The 21,198-nt window shown below is 68.7% G+C and carries 20 protein-coding genes; 7 read left to right on the forward strand and 13 right to left on the reverse strand.

Annotated elements, in window-relative coordinates; all coding sequences use genetic code 11:
- The first annotated feature begins 75 nt into the window (after window positions 1-75).
- A complete protein-coding gene (locus O3I_RS16585) occupies window positions 76-1,344 on the forward strand; it encodes a cytochrome P450 (protein ID WP_014984097.1) in 1,269 nt (422 codons plus the stop codon).
- Window positions 1,345-1,405: 61 nt separating this feature from the next.
- Here the strand turns inward: O3I_RS16585 and O3I_RS16590 are convergent, their stop codons facing one another.
- Complete coding sequence (locus O3I_RS16590; protein ID WP_014984098.1) at window positions 1,406-3,370, reverse strand: glycoside hydrolase; 1,965 nt, start codon at window positions 3,368-3,370, stop codon at window positions 1,406-1,408.
- 89 nt (window positions 3,371-3,459) lie between these two features.
- On the opposite strand from O3I_RS16590, the gene O3I_RS16595 reads away from it, so the two are divergent.
- The 4 genes from O3I_RS16595 (at window position 3,460) to O3I_RS16610 (ending at window position 7,721) form a co-directional block, all read left to right on the forward strand.
- On the forward strand, window positions 3,460-4,131 hold the full coding sequence (locus O3I_RS16595) for a response regulator transcription factor (RefSeq protein ID WP_041562658.1): 672 nt from the start codon (window positions 3,460-3,462) through the stop codon (window positions 4,129-4,131).
- Complete coding sequence (locus O3I_RS16600; RefSeq protein ID WP_014984100.1) at window positions 4,128-5,498, forward strand: HAMP domain-containing sensor histidine kinase; 1,371 nt, start codon at window positions 4,128-4,130, stop codon at window positions 5,496-5,498. The genes O3I_RS16595 and O3I_RS16600 overlap by 4 nt, the downstream gene beginning before the upstream one ends.
- 51 nt (window positions 5,499-5,549) lie before the next feature.
- Window positions 5,550-6,176, forward strand: coding sequence for a LysE family translocator (locus tag O3I_RS16605; RefSeq protein ID WP_014984101.1), 627 nt, complete (start codon window positions 5,550-5,552; stop codon window positions 6,174-6,176).
- Window positions 6,177-6,254: 78 nt separating this feature from the next.
- Entirely contained in the window at window positions 6,255-7,721 is a 1,467-nt protein-coding gene (locus O3I_RS16610; protein WP_051066637.1) for an FAD-dependent oxidoreductase, read from the forward strand.
- Between the two features lie 95 nt (window positions 7,722-7,816).
- On the opposite strand, the gene O3I_RS16615 is transcribed toward O3I_RS16610, so the two are convergent.
- The 4 genes from O3I_RS16615 to O3I_RS16630 all read right to left on the reverse strand — a co-directional run bounded on the left by O3I_RS16615 (window position 7,817) and on the right by O3I_RS16630 (window position 10,753).
- Window positions 7,817-8,227 (reverse strand): RNHCP domain-containing protein, encoded by a 411-nt coding sequence (locus tag O3I_RS16615; protein ID WP_014984103.1) that lies wholly within the window; start codon window positions 8,225-8,227, stop codon window positions 7,817-7,819.
- A 9-nt stretch (window positions 8,228-8,236) separates the two neighbouring features.
- Entirely contained in the window at window positions 8,237-8,617 is a 381-nt protein-coding gene (locus O3I_RS16620) for an RNHCP domain-containing protein (protein ID WP_014984104.1), read from the reverse strand.
- A 208-nt stretch (window positions 8,618-8,825) separates the two neighbouring features.
- Entirely contained in the window at window positions 8,826-10,112 is a 1,287-nt protein-coding gene (locus O3I_RS16625) for an MFS transporter (protein WP_014984105.1), read from the reverse strand.
- Window positions 10,112-10,753 carry a GntR family transcriptional regulator gene (locus O3I_RS16630; protein ID WP_014984106.1) on the reverse strand — a complete coding sequence of 214 codons (642 nt, stop codon included), beginning with the start codon at window positions 10,751-10,753 and terminating at the stop codon, window positions 10,112-10,114. The genes O3I_RS16625 and O3I_RS16630 overlap by 1 nt, the downstream gene beginning before the upstream one ends.
- A 190-nt stretch (window positions 10,754-10,943) precedes the next feature.
- Here O3I_RS16630 and O3I_RS16635 point away from each other — a divergent pair, with 190 nt between their 5' ends.
- On the forward strand, window positions 10,944-11,954 hold the full coding sequence (locus tag O3I_RS16635; protein WP_014984107.1) for an alpha/beta hydrolase: 1,011 nt from the start codon (window positions 10,944-10,946) through the stop codon (window positions 11,952-11,954).
- Between the two features lie 199 nt (window positions 11,955-12,153).
- Window positions 12,154-13,260, forward strand: a complete 1,107-nt coding sequence (ald, locus tag O3I_RS16640; protein ID WP_014984108.1) for an alanine dehydrogenase — start codon at window positions 12,154-12,156, stop codon at window positions 13,258-13,260.
- 51 nt (window positions 13,261-13,311) lie between these two features.
- On the opposite strand, the gene O3I_RS16645 is transcribed toward ald, so the two are convergent.
- The 8 genes from O3I_RS16645 to O3I_RS16680 form a co-directional block, all read right to left on the reverse strand.
- Entirely contained in the window at window positions 13,312-13,836 is a 525-nt protein-coding gene (locus tag O3I_RS16645) for an Lrp/AsnC family transcriptional regulator (RefSeq protein ID WP_014984109.1), read from the reverse strand.
- Window positions 13,837-13,928: 92 nt separating this feature from the next.
- Window positions 13,929-15,323, reverse strand: a complete 1,395-nt coding sequence (locus O3I_RS16650) for an amidase (RefSeq protein WP_014984110.1) — start codon at window positions 15,321-15,323, stop codon at window positions 13,929-13,931.
- 186 nt (window positions 15,324-15,509) lie between these two features.
- Window positions 15,510-16,313, reverse strand: a complete 804-nt coding sequence (locus O3I_RS16655; RefSeq protein ID WP_014984111.1) for an NAD-dependent epimerase/dehydratase family protein — start codon at window positions 16,311-16,313, stop codon at window positions 15,510-15,512.
- A 76-nt stretch (window positions 16,314-16,389) separates the two neighbouring features.
- Entirely contained in the window at window positions 16,390-17,271 is an 882-nt protein-coding gene (locus O3I_RS16660; RefSeq protein ID WP_014984112.1) for an RNA polymerase sigma-70 factor, read from the reverse strand.
- Between the two features lie 53 nt (window positions 17,272-17,324).
- Window positions 17,325-17,915, reverse strand: coding sequence for a carboxymuconolactone decarboxylase family protein (locus O3I_RS16665; RefSeq protein ID WP_014984113.1), 591 nt, complete (start codon window positions 17,913-17,915; stop codon window positions 17,325-17,327).
- Between the two features lie 173 nt (window positions 17,916-18,088).
- On the reverse strand, window positions 18,089-18,583 hold the full coding sequence (locus tag O3I_RS16670; RefSeq protein ID WP_014984114.1) for a PAS domain-containing protein: 495 nt from the start codon (window positions 18,581-18,583) through the stop codon (window positions 18,089-18,091).
- A 204-nt stretch (window positions 18,584-18,787) separates the two neighbouring features.
- On the reverse strand, window positions 18,788-19,402 hold the full coding sequence (locus tag O3I_RS16675) for a hypothetical protein (RefSeq protein WP_141692026.1): 615 nt from the start codon (window positions 19,400-19,402) through the stop codon (window positions 18,788-18,790).
- A 187-nt stretch (window positions 19,403-19,589) separates the two neighbouring features.
- Window positions 19,590-21,032 (reverse strand): amino acid permease, encoded by a 1,443-nt coding sequence (locus O3I_RS16680; protein WP_014984116.1) that lies wholly within the window; start codon window positions 21,030-21,032, stop codon window positions 19,590-19,592.
- Between the last annotated feature and the right edge of the window lie 166 nt (window positions 21,033-21,198).

Consider the following 21,198-nt stretch of genomic DNA (forward strand, 5'->3'; position numbering starts at 1 on the left):
CATCCGCATTCCGAACGTTACCCGCGATCCGGGCCAGGCGTTGCCGCCCGGGGCGCACAGGAGGGACTACTCGACATGGACTCGTCGCACGCGAGTACGGCTGTCGCGGAACAGGATTCCGCGGTGCAGACCGCCATCGCCCACTTGTTCGGCCCGGACGGCCGGGCCGATCCGTATACCCCGGCGCGGGTGTTGCGGGAGGCGGGACGGCTGCACCGGACGCCGCTCGGCCACCATCTGCTGACCCACTACGACGATTGCGTCGCCGTGCTGTCCACCACCGCGTGGAGCCACGCGGAAGAGGCCGCGATGATGCACCCCACAGTGTCGCCCGAGGACGCGCCCGAAGAGCTGCCCACCTCGTTCCTGTGGATGGAGCCGCCGGACCACACCCGGCTGCGCAACCTGGTGACGAAGGGTTTCACGCCGCGCATGGTGACCAGGCTGCGGCCGCGGATCGAGCAGCTCACCGAGCAGCTGGTCGACAATTGTCTGGCCGCTGGCGAATTCGACCTGGTCGAGCAGATCGCCTACCCGCTGCCGCTGATCATCGCGGGCGAGCTGATCGGCGTGCCGCCGGAGGCCTACGATCAGGTGCACCGGTGGTCGCAGGATCTGGCGCGCGGTTTCGACCACGATTACACGCTGCCCGAGGAGGCCCTGCGGGCGCGTAGCGCGGCCTCCCGCGGCTTCATGAACTACTTCCGGGAACTGCTCGACGAGCGCCGGGCGAACCCGAAAGACGATCTGCTCAGCGTGCTCTCGCAGGTGGAGGACCGCGGGGACGTGCTCACCGAGCAGGAACTGCTGGCCACCTGCATCACCACCTTCGTGGCGGGGCACGAGACCACCGCGAATCTGATCGGCACCGGTCTGCTGCAGCTGATGCGCAATCCGGACCAGATCGCCGCGCTGCGCGCACGTCCCGAGCTGACCGCGTACGCGCCCGACGAACTGCTCCGCCTCGAACCGTCGGTGCAGATCACCACCCGGGCCGCGACCAGGCCGATCACTGTGGCCGGCCACGATTTCGAGACCGGCGAAGGCGTTGTGGTGCTGATCAATTCGGCCAATCGCGACGACGCCGCGTTCGGCGACCCCGACCGGGTGGACGTTGCGCGATACTCCGATCCGAAGCACCCGGCCAAAAAGCACCTCGGTTTCAGCCTCGGCATCCACTACTGCCTCGGCGCGCCGCTGGCCCTGCTGGAGATGGAGGTGCTGCTGGATGTGCTGCTGCGCAAGGTGCGGGACATCGAGCCGCTGACCGATACGCCGGCGTACAAGCCGAACGTGGTGATCCGCGGGTTGGCAGCGCTGCCCACCCGATGCACGGCCGCCTAGGCGGCCGGTGGAACACGATGGACCCGGAGCTGGAGGGGCGCCGGGTCCATCGTGCTGTCCGCTACCCGGCGGGGCACAACCGTCGCGGCGCCGCGTCGGTCGCGAGCCGGGCGTCTACGCAGCCGCCGGGGAGCCCGTCGTGCGGCACCGTGCCGAAGTTGGCGGTGACGGTGAGGAGGCCGTCGCCGAAGGTGCTGCGTTGCACCAGATGATCGGCGGTGAGCCACTGGAAGCCGGTCATCGGGGCGGTGCCGGCGGCCTCGTGCAGGGGTGCGAAGAACTGTTGCAGGCGGGCGATTTCGGCACCGTGGCGGTCTAGCTCGGCGCGGTCGAGCGCGAAGTTGAGCGGGGTGTTGTTCAGGATCGCGGTGAGCGCGCGCATGGTCTGCTGTTGCGGCAGTTTGTAATAGGCGAGTTCCCAGCGGTCCAGGTTGACGAGGGAGTCGTGCAGCACGGTCTCGTAGAGGGGCACCCGATAGGCCGGATCGAACATGGCCCTGGCCGCGGCGGCGGGCAGCTCGGCGGGCTGGAAGAAGAACTTCGGTGAGCTTTCCGGCGCCCACCCGCCCCAGGATTGCTTGTCGCGCTGTGCTTTCCACAGTAAATCGGACACCGGGGTCTGGGAGCCGTGGCTGAACGCGGGCAGGGTGCTCGCCCAGGCGCCGACGGATTCCGAACCCAGGACCTGTCCGCGCTGTTCGACGAGGGCGCGCATGCGGGTGAGCCGGTTGTCGCGGTCCTGCTTCTTGTTCATCGAATGGCCGGGGCTGTAATCGTCGAAGAACTGGCCCGCGGCGTCGACGTCGAGGAAGTAGGTGTTCGCGCCGTTCGCCGTCATGGTCGCGTAGCGCTCGTCGAGAACCTGTGGCCGCTGCGCCAGCGCCTGCGTGCTGAGGTAGCAGCCGCGGCCGCCGAAGCCGGTCTCCGGGTTGCCTTCCGCGTCGTGCACGCAGCCCGACGGCCACAGGCCGGGCCAGCTCGAGCCGGGGTTATCGGCGGTCGCGGGGTCCTGGGCGTTGTCGTACGAGTCGTACGGTCCCGCAAGGTAACCGGCCGCTTTCGCGGCATCGACGGCGGCGCGGGTCATCGGATCGGCCCCGGCGTCGTAGCCCAGCCACATGCGGGTGAGGCCGAGCTCGCGCATCGTGCGGATCGCCTCCGGCGTGCGGCCGTCGCCCCACAGGTAGGCGTGAAAGGCGCCGAGCAGCTTGCCGACCGCCGGGTGCTGCGCAATTTTGTCGGCGAGGGAACGGAATCGGCCGTGCTGGATGAGCCAGGCGCGGTAATCCGTTGCGGCGGCCACCGGCGAGGCGTCCGTCAGCGCGAAGGTGACCGTGTACGCACGCGTGTCCGCCCTGGCGTCGAAGTCGTGTTCGGCTGTGGTGCGCAGCTTTTCGTCCACCGAGCGCACCGTGAGGGTGGTGCCGATATCGGTGGGCGCGAGGTAACTCACGCCACGCGCACCCGCCTGGTAGCCCCAGAACGGCATGGTCAGGCTCTCGGTGAGATCCAGTGGCCGGTCGATCAGAGCGGCGTCGGGGGAGTTCCAGAACGGATCGCCGACCGGCAGGGACAGGCCCTCACCGCGGGGGAGCTGCAATGCCGTCGTCATGGGATCGGTGCCGGTCACCGGCCAGGACAGGTGCTGGTCGCGATCGCTGCGCAGCGTGACGCTCAGGCGGCCGTCGGCGGCCTCGGCGGTGACGGTCAATCCTTTGCCGGGATAGCTCCAGGTCGCTCGATCCGGCGCGGTCTCGATGGGTCCCGCTGCGCCCAGCTCTGCGGCCGCGGGGGCGGAGAGCATGAGGTTCGGCTCGTCGCCGGGGTCGGCGGTGATCGCCAGCGAAGCCGTGTCGATATCGGCCCGGCCGCCGCCGATCGGCACCAGCACGTGGGTGCCGCGGACTTCCGGGCGCGGGCCCGCGGTGGCGCGGTCGCAGGCGGTGCCGGTCAGTACCAAGATCAACAACACGGTGGCGCCCGCGGCGATCCTGCGGTGGGTGCGCTCGATGCTCCGACGTCTCATGGCCCGCACCTTTCCGGCGCCGGATGAGAGTTCGATGAGACCGCGCCGGGTCCCCGGCCTGGGCAGACGCGGTCCGTATCATCCGGAAGATGCGCGTGTTGGTGGTCGACGACGAGGACTCGGTCCGCGAGGCCCTGGTGCGCGCCATGGACAGCGAAGGCTACGAGACCCGAGCCGCCGCGGACGGCGCGGCCGCGCTCGCCGAGATCCAGCGCTGGCAGCCGGAGGTCGTGCTACTGGACGTGCTGATGCCGTTCATGGACGGCCTCACCGCGTGCCGGAGGTTGCGGGCACGGGGCGACCGCACGCCGATCCTGATGCTCACCGCGCGGGACGCGGTGGCCGACCGGGTCGACGGGCTCGACGCCGGTGCCGACGACTACCTGGTGAAACCGTTCGACCTCGAGGAGCTGCTGGCCCGGGTGCGCGCGCTGGTCCGGCGCACCTATCCGGAGGACGGCGCGGTGCTGTCGTGTGCGGACCTCGTCATGGACACCACCGCGCACACGGTCCGGCGCGGTACCCGCCCGGTGGAGCTCAGCCGCACCGAATTCGCGTTGCTCGAAGTGCTGCTGCGCAACAGCGGCCAGGCGCTGCCCCGCGAGACGCTCATCGAACGGGTCTGGGGCACCGAACTCGGGCCGACCTCGAATTCGCTCGAGGTCTACATCCGCTATCTGCGCCGCAAACTCGAATCCGGCGACGAGCCGCGCCTGATCCACACCGTGCGCGGGATCGGCTATCGATTGGCGGCGGCATGAGGCTGCCGGGGTCGTTGCGCGCGCGGGTCGCGCTGTTCTGCGTCGTCGCCATCGCGGTGGCGCTCGCCGGGATGGGGGTGGCCGCCTACGTCGTCGTCGCGCACGAACTCGACAGCTCGCTCGACCTCGGATTGCGCAGGGAGGCAACGCGGATCGGCCGCACGGTCGGCGCGGACGCCGATGTCGCGACGGCGTCCGGGCCGTGCCGGTATCTGACCGCGCCGAGCTGCGTGCAGGTGGTGGCCGCCGACGGGCGGATCGAGTCCGAGCACGACCCCGCGCAGTCGTTGCCGGTGGACCGTGCGACCGAAGAAGTCGCCGCGGGCACCAGGGCCGCGTTCTTCAGCGATGTCCGGCTCGGCGATCATCCGCTGCGGATGTACACCGCCCCACTGCGTTCCGGCTCCGCGGTCCAGAGCGCGCAACGGGCCGATCCGGTGGACACCAGCCTGCGCCGCGTCGGATACGCACTGCTCGCCGCAGCGGGGGTCGGCACCCTGCTCGCCGTCGCCGCGGGGCTGGTCGTGGCGCGCCGCGCGGTCGAGCCGGTCACCGCGTTGACCGCGGCAGCCGAGCGCATCGCCACCACCCGCGATCCGCGGCAGCACATCACCGTCCGCGGGCCGGTCGAACTAGCTAGCCTGGCAACAAGTTTCAACGCGATGCTCGATGAACTCGATCAAGCGCTGACCGCCGAACGCGCGGCCCGCGCCGCGCAACATCGCTTGATCGCCGACGCCTCCCACGAACTCCGCACGCCGCTGACGGCATTGCGGACGAATATCGAGCTGCTGGGTCGGGCCTCGCGCATGTCGGCCGGCCAACTCGACGCGACCGCGACCGCGTTGCGCGCCCAGTCCGCGGAACTGTCCGGCCTGGTCACGGATCTGATCGAGCTGGCGCGGGCGGACGACCCGGCCGCCGTCCCGGAACCGTTCGAGGATCTGCGCTTGGACACCCTGGTGACGGAGTGCCTGCGGGCCGCCGAGCGGCACTGGCCCGGCCTGACGTTCACCAGTGAACTGCACCCGACCGTCGTGCCCGGCGTGCCGGGCCGGCTCGCTCGCGCGATCACCAACTTGCTCGACAACGCGGCGAAATTCAGTGCGCCGCAAGGCATCATCCGGGTCACGTTGCACGACGGTGAACTGACGGTCCGCGACCACGGTCCCGGTATCTCGCTCGATGATCTGCCGCATATCTTCGATCGCTTCTATCGCGCCACCAACGGTCGCGGTAAACCCGGCCACGGACTCGGTCTCGCGATCGTGCAGCAGGTGGCGGATCTGCACGGGGCCACGGTGACCGCGCAGTCGGCGCACGATGGTGGGGCGATCTTCCGGTTCCGCTTGCCGTCTGCCGACTGACCAGGCTTCTACCGGCTCGCCGCCGGCCTCGCGCACTGCGAGAATCAGCCTATGCCGGTTGATCAAAGTCTGTTGCTCGCCTTCGTGGCCACCACCTTCGTCGCGATGATCACGCCGGGGCCGGACATGCTGTTCGTGCTGGGGTGCGGGATGCGCGGCGGCCCACGGGCCGGGCTGTACGCCACCGCCGGGGTGGCGACGAGCGAGGCCATCCACATCGCGGTCGCCGCGGCCGGGCTGGCGGCGCTGTTCGCGGCGGTGCCCGCGGCCTTCACCGTGGTCCGGATACTCGGTGCCGCCTATCTGATCTACCTTGGGGTGCAAGCGATCCGGAAGCGGGGCAGCCTGCCTGCGGACGAGCGCGAAGTCGGTGTCTCGGCCCGCAAGGCGTACGTGTCCGGGCTGCTGACCAACCTGCTGAACCCGAAGATGGTGACGTTCACGATCGCGTTCCTCCCGCTGTTCATCGACCCGTCGCTCGGCCGGATCTGGCTGCAGTTCGCGATTCTCGGCGCGATCATGATCGTGCTGGAGTTCCTGGTGGACGGTGCGGTGGGAGTGCTGGCGGGCCGGATCGGCGGCTGGCTGCGCCGCCGGCACGCCGCGCGGCGGCGCATCGAGGTGGCCACCGGCGGCATCTTCATCGGCCTCGGCGTGCGTCTCGCGGTGCAGCGGTAGGGCTCATACCCACGGGGGACACCGGATTCGCACTGCGGTGTGAGGCGCGTCGCCGACGACGTGCTTACCGTCGAAAGCATGACGCAATGGCAGGGAGACGGGCGGGCGAGAGCGATCGTGATCGGCGGTGGGATCGCCGGGTTGCTCGCGGCGCGCGTGCTGGCCGAACATTACGCCGAGGTGCTGGTACTCGACCGTGATGTCGAGCCGGGGCCGGGAATTCGCCGCCGCGGTGTGCCGCAGACCTTTCATCTGCACCAGATGTTGCCGCGCGGCGAACAGGTCCTGGAACGCCTGCTGCCCGGCTTTCTCGACGATGTGTTGCGGCTCGGTGCTTTTCCGTTGGCTGATGCGACGCTCACCTGGACGAACCGGTACGGGACGATGGCGACGCCCAGCCCGGAGAAGGGCGCCTTCTATAGCAGAGGGCTTGTCGAACAGGCGATTCGCGACCGCGTGCGCGCGATCGCGAACGTGCGCTTCGGTTACGAGCAGCAAGTCGTCGATCTCGTCGCGGCCGGGGACGGTGCGCGGATCACCGGCGTGCGCTGCCGAGCCGGCGGCGCACCCGGGGCGTCGGCAACACTGACGGCGGATCTCGTCGTCGACGCGAGCGGGCGGTCGTCGAAACTGCCGCAATGGCTTTCGCAGCTCGGGTATCAGGCGCCGCCGGACGAGACGGTCAGCTCCGGGATCGGATACAGCACGCGCTACTACCGGGTGCCGCGGGACCGGGCGACCGTACCGGCCCTGGTGGTCATCGAAAACGACTACCGGGCAGGCAATCCCGCCGGTGGAGTGCTGAAGCGGATCGAAGACGACGTCTGGAGCGCGTGCCTGTCCGGTATCGGCGGGCAGTATCCGCCCGTCGACGCCGCGGGCTTCGACGCGGGACTCACCGAACTGATCAGCCCGGCCATGGCCGAAGCGCTGTGCGGCGCAGAGCCGTTGACCGCGCCGCGCGGGTTCCGGATTCCGGTCTGCGTCCGGCGGCACTACGAGCAGATGACGCGGTGGCCGGCCGGTCTGCTGGTGCTCGGCGACGCGATGTCCACCGTCGACCCGATCTACGGGCAGGGAATGACCGTCGCGGCGATCCAAGCCGAGGCGCTCGCGGAATACCTGGCCGAGGAGCATGGTCCGGGCGGCGAACTCGACATGCTCCGGCGGTTACAGCGGTCGTCCTACCCGGCGTGGTGGCTCAGCGCGCTCGAAGACCTGCGCTGGCCCGGGGTCGAGCACCGCGGCGGGTCGGCGTTCGCGCGGATCCCGCTGCTGCACAAATACTTCGACCTGGCGCTGGAGCGGATGACCGAGCAGTTCGCGGGTGACGGCACGGCGTTCGACCCGACCTTCCTGACCTTCTTCGCCATGACCGGATTGATCGCCACACCGGCCGATGTGGTGCACGAGACCATGCTGAAAGCGCTGCTGAACGGCGCGGACACCGATGCGCAGCGGGCGCTGCGCGCCGAACTCGCCACGTACGGCGACGAAATCGGCACGGTACTAGCCGAGGCCGTCGCCTTCGGCGCGCAGCACTGACCGGTCCTGCGGGCTTGTCGCGTGACCCGCCGGTACGTGGAGTCGGGGGCAGGCCAGGGTGGCGCTCGCCCGGGAGGGGAGCGAGCGCCACCCGGTCACAGTGCGCGTAGGGCGCGGTGGCCGATACGGGGATCGGCCAACGGGCGCAACGCTATTCGCATCAGCGCGAGTGCGTTGTCGTCGCCGGCTATGCGGTTCGTCTTCAGTGCACCGCAGGGGAGGCACTGGTGGACGAGCAGCCATTCGCCGTCGTCGCGGGTGCACATGCTGACCGCGACCATCCGCCCGCGGCAGGTCGCCGCCCGGTCGCCGGGCACCCGCCGGTCCAAGTGGCGACTGGACAGGCAGTGCGGGCAGTGGTTGCGGTGCGCGGTGCCCGGCGCCGTGACGGATACGTCCATCCGGCAGCCGACGCAGCGGAACGACTCGCCGGATTCGCCTGCGCGGCCGTGCAATACATGTTTGGCCCGCTGTGGCCGGCGGGCCGCCGGTTTGCGTCGTGGCATGCCGCACCCCTACAGATCGCCGAAGACTTCGAGCGGGAAGGGGGGTTCGGCGAGCGGCCGGACGGCCATCCGCATCAGGATGAGCTGGTTGTCGTCGCCGCACACGGGGTGCAGCGCCAGTTCCTGACAGCGGGTGCAGCGGTGGACCACCGCCCATTCGCCGCTGCGCAACACGGCGATCGACAGCGGAGCCATCCGGGCTCGGCAGTCGGAGGTGCCACCCTCGATCTGATCGTGGGTGTGCCGGGAACTCAGGCAGCTCGGGCAGTGGTTGCGCCAGCTGTTGTCCGGTGCGAGCGTCGCCACGACGAGGCCGCAGCGGACGCAGGTGAAGGTGTCGGTCCGCAGCGCTGCGCTGGGTCCGGAATTGGGCGAAGTGTTGTCTGACACTCGGATTACTCCTCGGCTGTTGGTTGATGCAGTGACAGCAGGAGCAGGCCGAGCGCGCCTCGAAAGTGCTAGCGGCGTTCAGCGGTACGTGCGCGACGGCAACCGATACGGCTACCGTCCACGCATTGAGGCGCGCGCGGCGCATTCCGGGGCATAGACACCCTCTCCGCCGGCGAACCGGCCCTGATCGAAGTTCTCGGCGCTGTACTCAGCGCCGAAAAACCGTAACAACCCCCACCCCCGACTCGCCATCGGTTTTGTCGATGAGCGAACCCGTGCGGTAGTTGGCGGCTACCAGGGCAAGGCAAGCCAGGGCGGCGAGGGTGGCGACGGCGAACATCGAGGGGTAGGTGAAGGCGGCGGATTCGTGGAGGAAGGCGAGGAGGGCGGGGACGCCGAAGCCGAGGTAGCTGACGGAGTAGAAGACGGCGGTGAGGCCGGCTAGATCATCGGGGCGGGCGATGCGTTCGATCTCCTGGAGGCCGGCGACGAGGCCGATACCGTAGCCCGCGCCGAGGACGACGGCGACGGCGAGTGTGGCCCAGAAGGTGAGCGCCCCGGAAGCCCAAGTGGCCGTGACCATTCCGATGGTTACGAAGAGCAGGGAGACGACCGCGGCGCGCGCGGTGCCGGGCTTGTCGATCCGGCGAGCGACGGACTGGATGGCGAAACCACAGCTCAGGGTGATGACGCAGATCAGCGCTGAGAAGGCGATCGGCGCGCCACGCAGATGCGGGGCCATCAGAGCGGGCATGATCGCGTAAGCCGTACCGGCGGAGGTGAACAACCACAGGGCGACCGGCAGGACGACGTAGCGGAAGCGCCGGTGCCCGGCGGCGGGCACCTTCAGGTCGTCGACCAATCGGCCGGGGTTCGCCTGCGTCACCACGGTTTCCGGCACCCGGGTCACCCACACGGCGGCGATCAGGCACAATGCCACGTTGATCAGGTAGGCGAGCTCGTTCGGCCACGGCGCCCACTGGGCGAGCGCACCGGCCAGGCCCGCGCCGACCGCGAAGCCGCCCGTCAAGCTCATCGCCGACCGACGCGCCCCGGTGCCGCCGGGTTGCGCGGGACCGAACGGCGGCTGGGCGAGTTCCTTGAGCCAGCTACCGCCGACGGCCATCGCGAGACCCAGTGCGACGCCGCACAATACGCGCCCGGCCGAGAGCAGCGGCACCGATGTGGCGCCGAACGCCAGCAGCAGCGCGCCCGCGGCACTGATCAGCGGGGCGGGACGCAGCAGCGCGCGACGGCCGTACCGGTCCGAGAGCGGACCGCCGATCAGCAGGGCGGGCACGATGCCGAGCACGTAGTAGAACAGCAGCAGATCCACGGTGGTGGCGGGCAGCCCGTGGTTCTTGTACATCACCAGCAGCGGTGTGAATTCGTTTCCGCCCCAGGCGATCGCGAACATCGTCGCGGCGACGCCCCACCACTGCCGCGAGCTGACGCGGGTGGACGTGGGTGGGGCGGTGGTGGTCGAGGCAGCCATCACAGTCCCTTCAGCTCCAATTGGTGCACGCCGGACAGATGTTCGGCGAGCGCGCTCGCGAAACGGTCCACCGCACCGGTTTCGATCAGCCCGGCGAGGTGGGCGTGCTGCTCGATGATCCGGTCGATGTCGATCGGCCCGTGGCGCAGCGCGACGCTGTTCATCCGGCGCTGCCGTTCGCGCAGCGAGTCGTAGAAGCTCGCGAGCAGCGGGTTGCCCGCCGCGATCACGTAGGAGCGATGAAAGTCGGTGTCCACCAACGCGAATTGGTCGAGGTCGCCGGCCGCGGCCAGTGCGCGCTGGCGGTCGAGCGAGTCACGGAACTGGGTCGTCAGCGCAGTGCGGTCGGTCGACGCGAGGGCTCGCACGGCGGCGGCCTCCACCACGTAGCGGGCGTAGGCGACGTGTTCGGCTTCGTCGGGTGGGATCGGCACGACCAGGGCGCCGCGCTTCGGATAGAGCTTCATCCACCCTTCGGTCTCCAACCGCAGGAAGGCCTCGCGGACGGGCGTGCGTGACGTGCCGAGGTCGGCGGCGATCTCGCCCTCGCTGATCAGCTCGCCACCGGCCAGTGTGCCGGTGAGGATGCGCTCCTTGACCTCGCGATAGGCCTGCTCGGCCGATGAATACGTCTTAGACACAAGTTGTATCCTAGGGGTGAGCAGCATCTAACCGACTGTGAGGTTTGTTACTGCGCGCCGTGCCCGTTCGACGCACACTGCTCGAACTCTGTTCCAGCAGGACCGGCGCACACCGCTCGAACCGGTCGGCCGCGCCGACCGGCGGACACTCGGACCGCGTCACCTCTCGTCAGCAAGGACGGTACGAACCTTGTCCCTCGGTCTCTGGCTTCGTGCCGCCGCGTACCGGTCCGTCGGCTGTGTGGTCGCCGTGTCGGCTCTGCTGCTGATATCGATCTCGGTCACTCCCGCCCCGGCTCACGCGCAATCGCAAGCGGTGCTCGACCACATCGAGCCGAAATCGGATCGCTGGGCAGAGGTGTTCGTGCGCTCGCCCGCGATGGGCCGGGTGATGCAACTCGACGTGCTGCATCCGGTGGCGGGCACCGCGCCGCATCCGACGCTGTATCTGCTCGACGGGGACGGCGCCACCGATCAGGAGGCGCAGAGCACCTGGACCCGCAAGTCCGACATCGTGCAGTTCTTCGCCGACAAAGCGGTCAACGTAGTGATGTCCGTCGGCGGGCCGGGGTCCTTCTACACCGATTGGTTGCGCGACGATCCGAAGCTCGGCCACAACCGGTGGGAAACGTTCCTGACGCAGGAGCTGCCACCGCTGCTGGACCGGCTGCTGGACGGCAACGGAAGGAACGCGATCGCGGGGGAGTCGATGGGCGCGCAGGCCGCGGCGACGCTGACGTTCCGGCATCCGGCGCTCTATCGGGCGATGGCCGCCTATAGCGGCTGCCTGATCTCCGGCAAACTCGATCAGGCGACCGTGCGGTCGGCGGTGACGATCAAAGGCGGCGACCCGGACAACATGTGGGGGACCCGCACCGATCCGGAATGGGCCGCGCACGATCCGAGCAAGCACATCGAGGAACTCCGCGGCAAGCAGATCTACATCTCGACGGCCAGCGGTGTGCCGGGCCGCGCCGACTTCACCTACGACCCGACCGCCGACTATCCCGAGGACACGTTCAACTCGATCGTGCTGGAGTCGCTCGCGCACGACTGCACGACCGAGTTCGACGCGGACCTACGGGCGTACGGCGTCCCGGCGACCGTCCGCTACACGGACTTCGGGACGCACTCCTGGCCGTACTGGCAGGCCGCGCTGCACGACTCGTGGCCGATCTTGGCGCAGGGTCTCGGCGACTGAGCAAGGCGCTGTGCCGAAGATCATGCGGATGAGCACCCCGGCGGCAGGTCTCGTCTGATGATTAATCGAGCTATTTGGCAATTTCTAGAATTATCTTCATAGATCTAGACCTGATCTTGCATGATCTTCATAATTTTACCTGTAACGGTCCACATCATGCGGATCGACTATCGACCGACATCGACATTCAGGAGCGCAGGTGAAGATCGGGGTACCCCGCGAGGTCAAGAACCACGAGTATCGGGTGGCGATCACCCCGGCCGGTGTGCACGAACTCGTCTCCCGCGGGCACGAGGTGTACATCGAGACCGGCGCCGGTCGTGGGTCCGCGTTCGAGGACGAGGCCTACACGGTCGCGGGCGCGCGCATCCTGCCCACCGCCGACGAGGTCTGGGGCACAGCGGAATTGGTGCTCAAGGTGAAGGAGCCGGTCGCCGAGGAGTACGGGCGCATGCGCGAGGGGCAGGTGCTGTTCACCTACCTGCACCTGGCCGCCTCCAAAGAGTGCACCGACGCGCTGCTGAGCTCCGGCATCACCTCGATCGCCTACGAGACGGTCACCGCCAAGGACGGCTCGCTGCCGCTGCTCGCGCCGATGAGCGAGGTCGCGGGCCGACTGGCCCCGCAGGCCGGCGCCTACCACCTGATGCGCAACGGCGGCGGCCGCGGCGTGCTGATGGGCGGCGTGCCCGGCACCCCGCCCGCCAATGTGGTCGTGATCGGCGCGGGCGTCTCGGGTGGCAACGCGATCAACATCGCGCACGGCATGCGCGCCGAGGTGACCGTGCTCGACCTGAATATCGCCCGGCTGCGGGAGATCGACGCGCAGTACAAGGGCCAGGTGCGCACGATCATGTCCAACCGCCTGGAGATCGAAAAGGCCGTGCGCCAGGCCGATCTGGTGATCGGCGCGGTGCTGGTGCCGGGTGCGAAGGCGCCGACGCTGGTGTCCAACGACCTTGTCGCGCAGATGAAGCCGGGTTCGGTGCTGGTCGACATCGCGATCGATCAGGGCGGTTGCTTCGCCGATTCACGGCCGACCACGCACGCCGAGCCCACCTACCGGGTGCACGAGTCGGTGTTCTACTGTGTCGCGAACATGCCCGGCGCGGTGCCCTACACCTCGACCGTGGCCCTCACCAACGCCACACTGCCGTACGTGGTTTCGCTGGCCGAGCGCGGCTGGCGGGACGCGGTCGCGGCGGACCGCGGCCTGGCCGACGGCCTGAGCACCCATGCGGGCGTGCTGCTTTCGGAGTCCGTGGCGGCCGCGCACGGCTATGTCGCGGAAAGCCTCGTGGCCTGAGTCGGGACCGCATTGCGCAGGGCGGCCGGCCGGTGGGGCCGGCCGCCCTGGTCAGCCCTGGGTATTCGTGCGCGGGCGCATGTGCTCGAAGATGAGGATCGTCTCGGTCGAGGCGACGGCCGGATGCTCGCTCAGATTATTGAGCACGAACCGGCGCAGCTCGTCGGTGTGCGACGTGGCGACGTGGATCAGGTAGTCGTCGGCGCCCGCGATGAAGTACACGTTGAGCACCTCCTCGAATTCCGACATCTGCTCGCCGAACTCGGCGAGTTGCTGGCGCGCGCTGGCGCGCAATCGCACCGCGATCATGGCCTGCAGGCTGCGGCCCAGTGCGGCCGGGTCGATATCGGCGTGAAATCCGCGAATCACGCCGCGCTCCACCAGGGCTCGTACCCGGCCCAGGCAGGTGGAGGGCGCGATGCCCGCGGCCGCGGCGAGCGCGTTGTTCGTCATACGCCCGTCGCGGGCGAGGTTGTCCAACAGGATCCGGTCGATATCATCGATCGGGACACCGGCAGGCGGGTGCACCAGCTGAGCCGGTGCGCCCCCGCCGACGGGTGATTCACTCTTACGCATGCCCCGACGGTACCGAATTTTCTTCGCGAGTCTATCGGTTGTTTGAATTATCTTCGTAACTCGCAGGTCGCCCGGCGCCCTGCCGGAGGCGTTCAGGCAGGTGGCCGCGGGTGCGGCCGAGCCTGCTCCAGTTGCGCGGCCACCGACAGAATCGTCGTTTCGCCGTTGGCCGGCCCGACCAATTGCACCGCCAGCGGCAGCCCGTCCGACCCGACACCGGCGGGCAACGAGGCTGCCGGGTGGCCGGTCACATTCCAGAGCGCGGTGTAGGCGATCATCGGAATGGAGGCGAGCTGCGCGCCGATCGTGTTCGCGCCGTCGAGCACGCCGATGCGCGGCGGGCGGCCCGCGAGCGTCGGGGTGAGCAGCAGATCGCAGTCGGTGAAGACGCGATCGGCATTGCGCGCCAAGGCTTCTCCCTGGCGAATCGCCCAGTCGAGGACCGGGCCGCGCGCCCAGGCGCCCATCCGGACCGTCTGACGGGTGCGGCGTTCCAGGAACTGCGGGTGCTCGACCTCCGCGGCTTCGGCGCGGACGCCACCGAAGAACTGCGGATAGAACGCGTGCGTGGATTCGCGGTAGCCGGGATCCACCTCGAACACCGAATGTCCCAGTTCGGCAAGCAGTTTCGCGGTGTCCCGGACCGCGCGCACGTGCTCGGGGTCCGGTTTGGCCAGCGGTGTCACCGATTTCGTGCTGTAGCCGATGCGCAGGGGCGCGCCGGGCTGCCTGGCCGCCTGCTCGAACGAGAGGGCGGGCTCGGGCGCGGTGAACCGGGCGCCGGGCACGTTGCCGCGGATCACGTCGAACACGATCGCGGCATCGAGCACGCCCCGGGCCAGCGGGCCGAGCACGCCGAGGGTCAGCCAGAGATGCTCGCTCGGGGCCACCGGCACCCGGCCGCGCTGCGGCTTGAGCCCGAACAAGCCACAGCAGGCCGACGGGATCCGGATCGAACCGCCGCCGTCACTGCCCATCGCGATCGGGACCAGGCCGGCCGCGACCGCGGCCGCCGAACCGCCGCTCGAACCGCCCGTGGTGCGGGTCCGGTCCCAGGGATTACGGGTCACCCCGAAAGTGCTCGACTCGGTGAACGGCCACTGCCCGAATTCCGGCATCGTGGTCTTGCCGACGATGATCGCGCCGGCCCCGCGCAACCGGCGGATCACTTCCGCGTCCGCCTGTGCGGGGGAGGTATTGGCCCGGGTGCCGAAGCTGGTCACGAAACCGGCGATGTCGATCTCGTCCTTGACCGCGATCGGAATGCCGTGCAGCGGGCCGACCGGACCGGCGGCCCGTTCCCGATCCCGCTCGACCGCTTCGGCGCGGGCCTGCTCGTGGAAGACCCTGGTGAACGCGTTGAGATCCGCGGCGGCGTCGATGCCGTCGAGGGTGGCGCCGACGAGTTCCCGGCTGGACAGCGCCCCCTGCTCGAGCAGTTCTCGCTGCTCGACCAGACCCGCGGCGACGACGTCCTGGAGATCCATCTGCTTTCCGCTCCTCTCGCATCACACCGCGGCGTGACCGGTGCGATCCAGCCGTCGTGCCGAAGACACGACAGTAGATAGTCGAATGACCATTCCGCAATGAATACGGTCCCGGATCACAAGGAGTTCAGTATTCCGGCGAACCAGGCGGGTGATATCCGGGACCGCGTTGTCGGGAAATGGGTGTCAGAGCGGGTTGGGTTCGCCCAGTGGGGTTTCCAGGAACGGGCCGCCGAGGAAGACCGGAGCGGCGCCCGCGGTGACCTCGGTGGCGAACTTCTCGGCATCGTCGAGGCTCCGGTAGCCGAGCTGCTCGGCCTCGGCCAGGGAGCCGATGGCACGGGTGTTCTTCGAGACGCCCCAGATCACTTGGTAGCCAGGGCTTTCCGCCGTGAGACAGGCCTCGAAGAGGCGGGCGCCGTCGTCCGGTGACAGCCAGGTCGACAAGCCACGGACGTCGTGCGGCCGTTCGAAACACGAGCCGATGCGCACGCAGATCACATCCATCCCGAATCGGGAGTGATACAGGCTGCCGAGCGCTTCGATCGCGGCTTTGCTGAATCCGTAGTAGGTGTCCGGCCGCGGGGGCGCCGCGCCCGCGATGCCGTGCGGTCCCGCCTCGCCGACCCGCCGGTAGCCGACGGCGTGATTGCTCGACGCCAGCACGACGCGGGTGACACCCGCCTGCCGTGCCGCTTCCAGCACGGTATGGGTGCCATCGACATTCACCGCGAGCACTCGCTCCCAGCTGTCCTCGCGGCTGATGCCGCCCAGATGGATGACCGCGTCCACCTCGCGGCAGGCGGCCGCCATGGTGCCTGGGTCGGTGAGCGAGCCGGTGAGCAGCTCGACCTGTTCGGTGGGTTGCGGCGCGGGCAGTTCGGCGAGATCCAGTAGCCGCAGGGTGCGGCCGGGCCGGGCCATGCGCGGTCGCATCAGGGTGCCGATGCCGCCGCCCGCGCCGGTGATCAGGATCCGGTCATGGCTCATCCGGCATCGTCTCCGTTCGTGCGAAAACCAGAAGACGCTGCGGGGCAGAGCCTTTCACATGTCATTGTCCTCGCTCTCAGACTTGCCAGACCCGGCTCAGCGGCCTGATCTCACGCAGGCGGGTGAGTTTGTCCGGGTTGCGGACTATGTAGATATGGGTGATCCGGCCGTTCGCGACGGACAGGCTGATCGTGGCGCTGAGATCACCGTCGGTGTCGACTCGCAGCGCCGCGGCGCCGTTGACCGACACCGACCAGAGGTGCGCGCCCGGCACGAAATCGGGGAACTGAGCGAACATGCGCGCTGTCCGGCGCGCGCCGCGCAACGGGTGCGGGAACGCCTGCACGATCCCGCCGCCGTCGGCGACCAGCAGCACATCGGGGGCGAGCACGTCGAGCAGGGCCTGGATGTCGCCGGTTTGGATCGCGCGGCGGAACTGCGCCACCGCGGTCTGCTGCTCGACGCGGGTGACCGGCACGCGCGGCCGCCGGGCGGCCACGTGCTCGCGCGCCCGGCGGGCGATCTGCCGGACCGCCGCCGCGGACTTCTCCAGCGCACCGGCGATCTCCTCGTACGGGGCGTCGAAGACCTCGCGCAGCACGAACACCGCGCGCTCGGTCGGCCCGAGCGTTTCCAGCACCGTCAGCATCGCCATCGACACGTGCTCGGCCAGTTCCACATCCTCGGCCACGTCGGGACTGGTGAGCAACGGTTCGGGGAGCCATTCGCCGACGTACTCCTCGCGCCGCCGCGCCACGGTGCGCAGCCGGTTGAGCGCCTGCCTGGTGGTGGTGCGCACCAGATAGGCGCGCGGGTCACGCACCTCGCTGCGGTCCACCGTCGCCCAGCGCAGCCACGTCTCCTGCACCACGTCGTCGGCGTCGGCGGCGGAACCGAGCAGCTGGTACGCCACCGTGAACAGCAGACTGCGATGGGTGACGAACGGGTCGTCGCGCATGCGGTCTCCCTTCGATGCGGCACGGTGCCCGGCCGGCTCCGCGGTCGGCGCGCTCATGCTCCGGACGCTACCCGGCTCGGCTGAGCCAGCGGACGCAGTTCGCAGGCGGCGGCGAAGCCCTGGGCCTCGATGCCGAGCGCGGTGTTGGTGCGGGTGGCCATGTTGGCGAACGCGATCCAGTTCGTCAGCTCGACCAGTGCGGCGGCGCCCAGTTCCGCGAGCAGCGCCGCCGACAACTCGTCGGTGACGGTGGGCGGCGTCTGGCTCATCGCCTCCGCGTATGCCATCACTTGCCGCTCGAGCGGCGTGAACACGTCGGACTCCCGCCAGCGCGGGACTTCGCGCGCCTTCACCTCGTCGAGGCCGTCGTTGTGCGCGTGGAAGTAGCCGAAGTCCAGGCACCAGGTGCAGCCGACGAGCGAGGCCACCGCCATGTGCGCGAACGATTTCAGATTCGCGTCCGCGCGATCCCACTTGGCCACCTTGCGGCCGAGCGCGCTGGTGTCCATGACCACGGCGGGGTGATGCCACATCACCTCGAGCGGTTCGGGTACCTCGCCGAACATCTTGCGGGTGATCGCCTTCGCGAGCCTGCCGCGGAATCCGGTCAGTGCCGCCTTGGGGATTCGGGGTGTGCCGGCCATGTCGCGCCTCCTTGTCGATTCCTACGACATGAAGACACCGGCCGCGCGCGCCGTGTGACATCGCGCCGCTGCTGATTCGGCGCCTGCGGCTTCCGGCCCATCGACGCGGGACTCATCGCGCTGACATGAACGCAGCGCCTCTTCCAGTGGAAGAGGCGCTGCGCGAGTGAAGCTCAGCCGGCCTCTGCCGCCACCTGAAGGCCGGGCACGGTCTTCGTGGTGTTGTGCCGGAAGATGTTGACCGCGCCGATGACCTCGTCGGATTCGTCGCGGATGGGGAAGACGTTGACCAGCGCGAGCAGCCGGAAACCATCGGGCTGTTCGCAGATGACGTCGGCGTCGCGGACGGTGCCGCCGTTGTTGATGACCACCGACGGCGGGGCCGCCTCGTGCGGCATGACCTCGCCGGACGGGTAGCGCAGACGGAATGCGCCGCAGTACTTTTCGCTCGTGCCCAGCTCGGGACTGCGCCCCCAGGCGCCGATGGCGGTCTTGTTGCACGAGATCAGCGTGCCGTCCTTCTCGAGCACGTACATGCCGACTTCGATGTCGTCCATCGCGGCCTGGTCGCCGAGCAGGCCACCGGGCACCAGGTGCCCGTCCTCGAGCTTGCCGTGAAACTTCAGATCATCCAGTTCACCGGCGGTGATTTTCTCGCTGATACTCATATCGTTCCCCTCACTCGGAATCAAGTGGCACAGCAATGTTCGGCGAAGGAATTCCAGGCGCGTCGCTCAGTCGAGCACAAGTGACTTCGGCGCCACTTTCACCGCACGTCAGTGTAACGAAATCGCCTGGCCGGGCAGTCTTTTTCGGGAGGGGAGCCGGGACTGCCGCACTGAGACAACAATTCTTGCGGAATTTCCCCCCGATCAGGGGGTTGTGCTCGTTTCGTTTTCGGCGGAACGTTCTTCGCGGTGCTGTACCGGTTGTGCCTCCGCGGCGTCCAGGGCACGCAATTCTTCGCGGAGCGAACCGATTTCGTCGGCGAGTTCGTCGCGCAGTGCTTGGCGTTCCTGCAGACTCGCGAGCAGGCTGTCGATGGTGTCGTTCATGGCGGCGAGTTTTTGATCGGCGCCGCCGAGCCGCCATTCGATGACCGCGCGACGGTCCACGTCGTCGCTGGCGGTGCGCACCCAGCTGACGACATAGTCGAGCCATTCGGGTTGTTTGGGCATCTCCTCGTCGCCGTCCCAACCGCGCCGCACCGAAACCTTCGGCGACAGCACCCGGTCGCCGGCCTGGCCCGCGGCGGGGGAGTGCATCTGCACGAGGTTGAGTTTCCCAGCGCTGGTCACCACGGCGGTGAGGCGATAACGCCCCGCGAGATGCATTTTCAGCTCGGCCGCGCCCTTGCCGTCGGCGTCGAGGGCGCCCAACCACGGGCCCTGCGCGGCAGTGATGATCGATTCGAGGACGCCGAGCTGTCCGGCCGCCCGGCGCACCCGGTTCGCGCGCTCGTGCAGTTCGTCAGGTGAGGCGGTCATCTGGTCCCAGTGCATCCGCACCTCCGCTTTCTCGTCGATCGACTTCAACAACGGCAGTTCTGACGAACGTACCGTCGCGGCCGGCGCAAACGTGTTTTGTGCACGCGGGGGAAACGAGATCGGGTGGGCGGCCGCGAGGCACACCCACCCGATCGGTCCGAGGAGCCGGCGTCAGTGCCCCTCGAAACTATTTCTCCAACTGCACCGCGTCGACCGGTCCGGTGCGCTCCAACTTGGAGTGCGTGCGCGAGTAGAAGAAGTACACGGCCAGACCCGCGACCAGCCAGGCCGCGAACCGCACCCAGGTCTGCCACGGCAGCGACCAGATCAGGTAGAGCGAGAAGCCGATGCCGATCAGCGGCACCACCGGCATCAACGGCAGCCGGAACTGCCGCGGCTCGTCGGGGCGGGTGCGGCGCAACACGATCACGGCGACCGAGACGACGATGAAGGCCATCAGGATGCCGATGTTGGTGAGTTCGGCGACGACGGTGATGTCGAGCAGGCCGGCCATCAGGGCCGCGCCGATGCCGACGATCCAGGTGACCCGGGTGGGCACCTTCCGCACCGGGTGGGTCTTGGCGAACCATTCGGGCAACAGACCGTCGCGGCTCATCGCGTACCAGACCCGGGTCACGCCGAGCATGAAGGTGAGCACGACGGTGACGATGCCGACGATGGCGCCGATCGCGATGATGTTCGCGATACCCGGCTGGCCGACCGCCTCGAACGCGGTGGAGAAACCGCTGGTCGGGCTGATCTCGGTGTATTTCTGCATGCCGGTGAGCACCAGGGTGGCCAGCACGTAGAGCACCATCGCGATGGCGAGCGAGTAGAGGATCGCCTTGGGCAGGTGCTTCTTGCCGTCGGTGGATTCCTCGGCGGCCGTGCTCATCGCGTCATAGCCGAACACCGCGAAGAACACCGTCGCCGCGCCGGTCCACACCGCACCGGAACCGAACGGGAAGTACGGGGTGTAGTTGGAGCTGTCGATATGGAACACGCCGAGCACGATGATCAGCAGCACGAGCGCGACCTTGATGCCGACGGCGACGGTCTCGAACCGGCCGACGCTGCGGATGCCGCGCGACAGCAGCCAGGCGGTGCCCAGGCAGAACAGCATCGCGAACACGTCGACGACGTGTCCGTCACCGGTGCCGTGCGCGCCCATCATCCAATCGGGCAGCGTGACGTCCACCTGCTCGAGCAGGAAGCGGAAGTAGCCGGACACGCCGATCGCGACGACCGCCGCGACCGCGATGTACTCCAGCAGCAGATCCCAGCCGATGAACCAGCCCGCGATCTCGCCCAGCGACACATAGCCGTAGGTGTAGGCCGACCCCGCCTTCGGCACCATGCCCGCGAACTCGGCATAGCAGAGCGCGGCGGCGGCACTGGCCACACCGGCGATCAGGAACGAGATGAGCACCGAGGGGCCGGTGACCGAATGCGCGACCGCGCCCGCGAGCGTGAAGATGCCCGCGCCGATGATGCCGCCGACACCGATGGCGGTGAGCTGCCATAGACCGAGCGATCGAGCCAGCTGTTCGTCGGCCGGCGCCCCCTCGTCGGCTATCTGCCCCATGGGTTTGCGGCGCAGCATTTGGCTACGCAACTCCGCGATGGACATGTCGTTCCTTTCGTCCTCCGCGTCACGCGACTGTGCGTAACGCAGATCACACTTCGAGCTGTGGTTACTAAATACGACCACAGCGCCGGTGTGATCGGCGAGTTGGCCAAATATTGTTCAGCGGGTTTATTCGGCGGGCCAAGCTGCGAGGCGAAATCGCACCCGG

It is taken from the genome of Nocardia brasiliensis ATCC 700358 (genome assembly GCF_000250675.2).
Taxonomy (GTDB): domain Bacteria; phylum Actinomycetota; class Actinomycetes; order Mycobacteriales; family Mycobacteriaceae; genus Nocardia; species Nocardia brasiliensis_B.

Coding starts and splice junctions, on each gene's coding strand:
- O3I_RS16585 (WP_014984097.1), top strand. CDS start 76: ATGGACTCGTCGCACGCGAGTACGGCTGTCGCGGAACAGGATTCCGCG.
- O3I_RS16590 (WP_014984098.1), bottom strand. CDS start 3,370: ATGAGACGTCGGAGCATCGAGCGCACCCACCGCAGGATCGCCGCGGGC.
- O3I_RS16595 (WP_041562658.1), top strand. CDS start 3,460: ATGCGCGTGTTGGTGGTCGACGACGAGGACTCGGTCCGCGAGGCCCTG.
- O3I_RS16600 (WP_014984100.1), top strand. CDS start 4,128: ATGAGGCTGCCGGGGTCGTTGCGCGCGCGGGTCGCGCTGTTCTGCGTC.
- O3I_RS16605 (WP_014984101.1), top strand. CDS start 5,550: ATGCCGGTTGATCAAAGTCTGTTGCTCGCCTTCGTGGCCACCACCTTC.
- O3I_RS16610 (WP_051066637.1), top strand. CDS start 6,255: ATGACGCAATGGCAGGGAGACGGGCGGGCGAGAGCGATCGTGATCGGC.
- O3I_RS16615 (WP_014984103.1), bottom strand. CDS start 8,227: ATGCCACGACGCAAACCGGCGGCCCGCCGGCCACAGCGGGCCAAACAT.
- O3I_RS16625 (WP_014984105.1), bottom strand. CDS start 10,112: ATGGCTGCCTCGACCACCACCGCCCCACCCACGTCCACCCGCGTCAGC.
- O3I_RS16645 (WP_014984109.1), bottom strand. CDS start 13,836: ATGCGTAAGAGTGAATCACCCGTCGGCGGGGGCGCACCGGCTCAGCTG.
- O3I_RS16650 (WP_014984110.1), bottom strand. CDS start 15,323: ATGGATCTCCAGGACGTCGTCGCCGCGGGTCTGGTCGAGCAGCGAGAA.
- O3I_RS16655 (WP_014984111.1), bottom strand. CDS start 16,313: ATGAGCCATGACCGGATCCTGATCACCGGCGCGGGCGGCGGCATCGGC.
- O3I_RS16660 (WP_014984112.1), bottom strand. CDS start 17,271: ATGCGCGACGACCCGTTCGTCACCCATCGCAGTCTGCTGTTCACGGTG.
- O3I_RS16665 (WP_014984113.1), bottom strand. CDS start 17,915: ATGGCCGGCACACCCCGAATCCCCAAGGCGGCACTGACCGGATTCCGC.
- O3I_RS16670 (WP_014984114.1), bottom strand. CDS start 18,583: ATGAGTATCAGCGAGAAAATCACCGCCGGTGAACTGGATGATCTGAAG.
- O3I_RS16675 (WP_141692026.1), bottom strand. CDS start 19,402: ATGACCGCCTCACCTGACGAACTGCACGAGCGCGCGAACCGGGTGCGC.
- O3I_RS16680 (WP_014984116.1), bottom strand. CDS start 21,032: ATGTCCATCGCGGAGTTGCGTAGCCAAATGCTGCGCCGCAAACCCATG.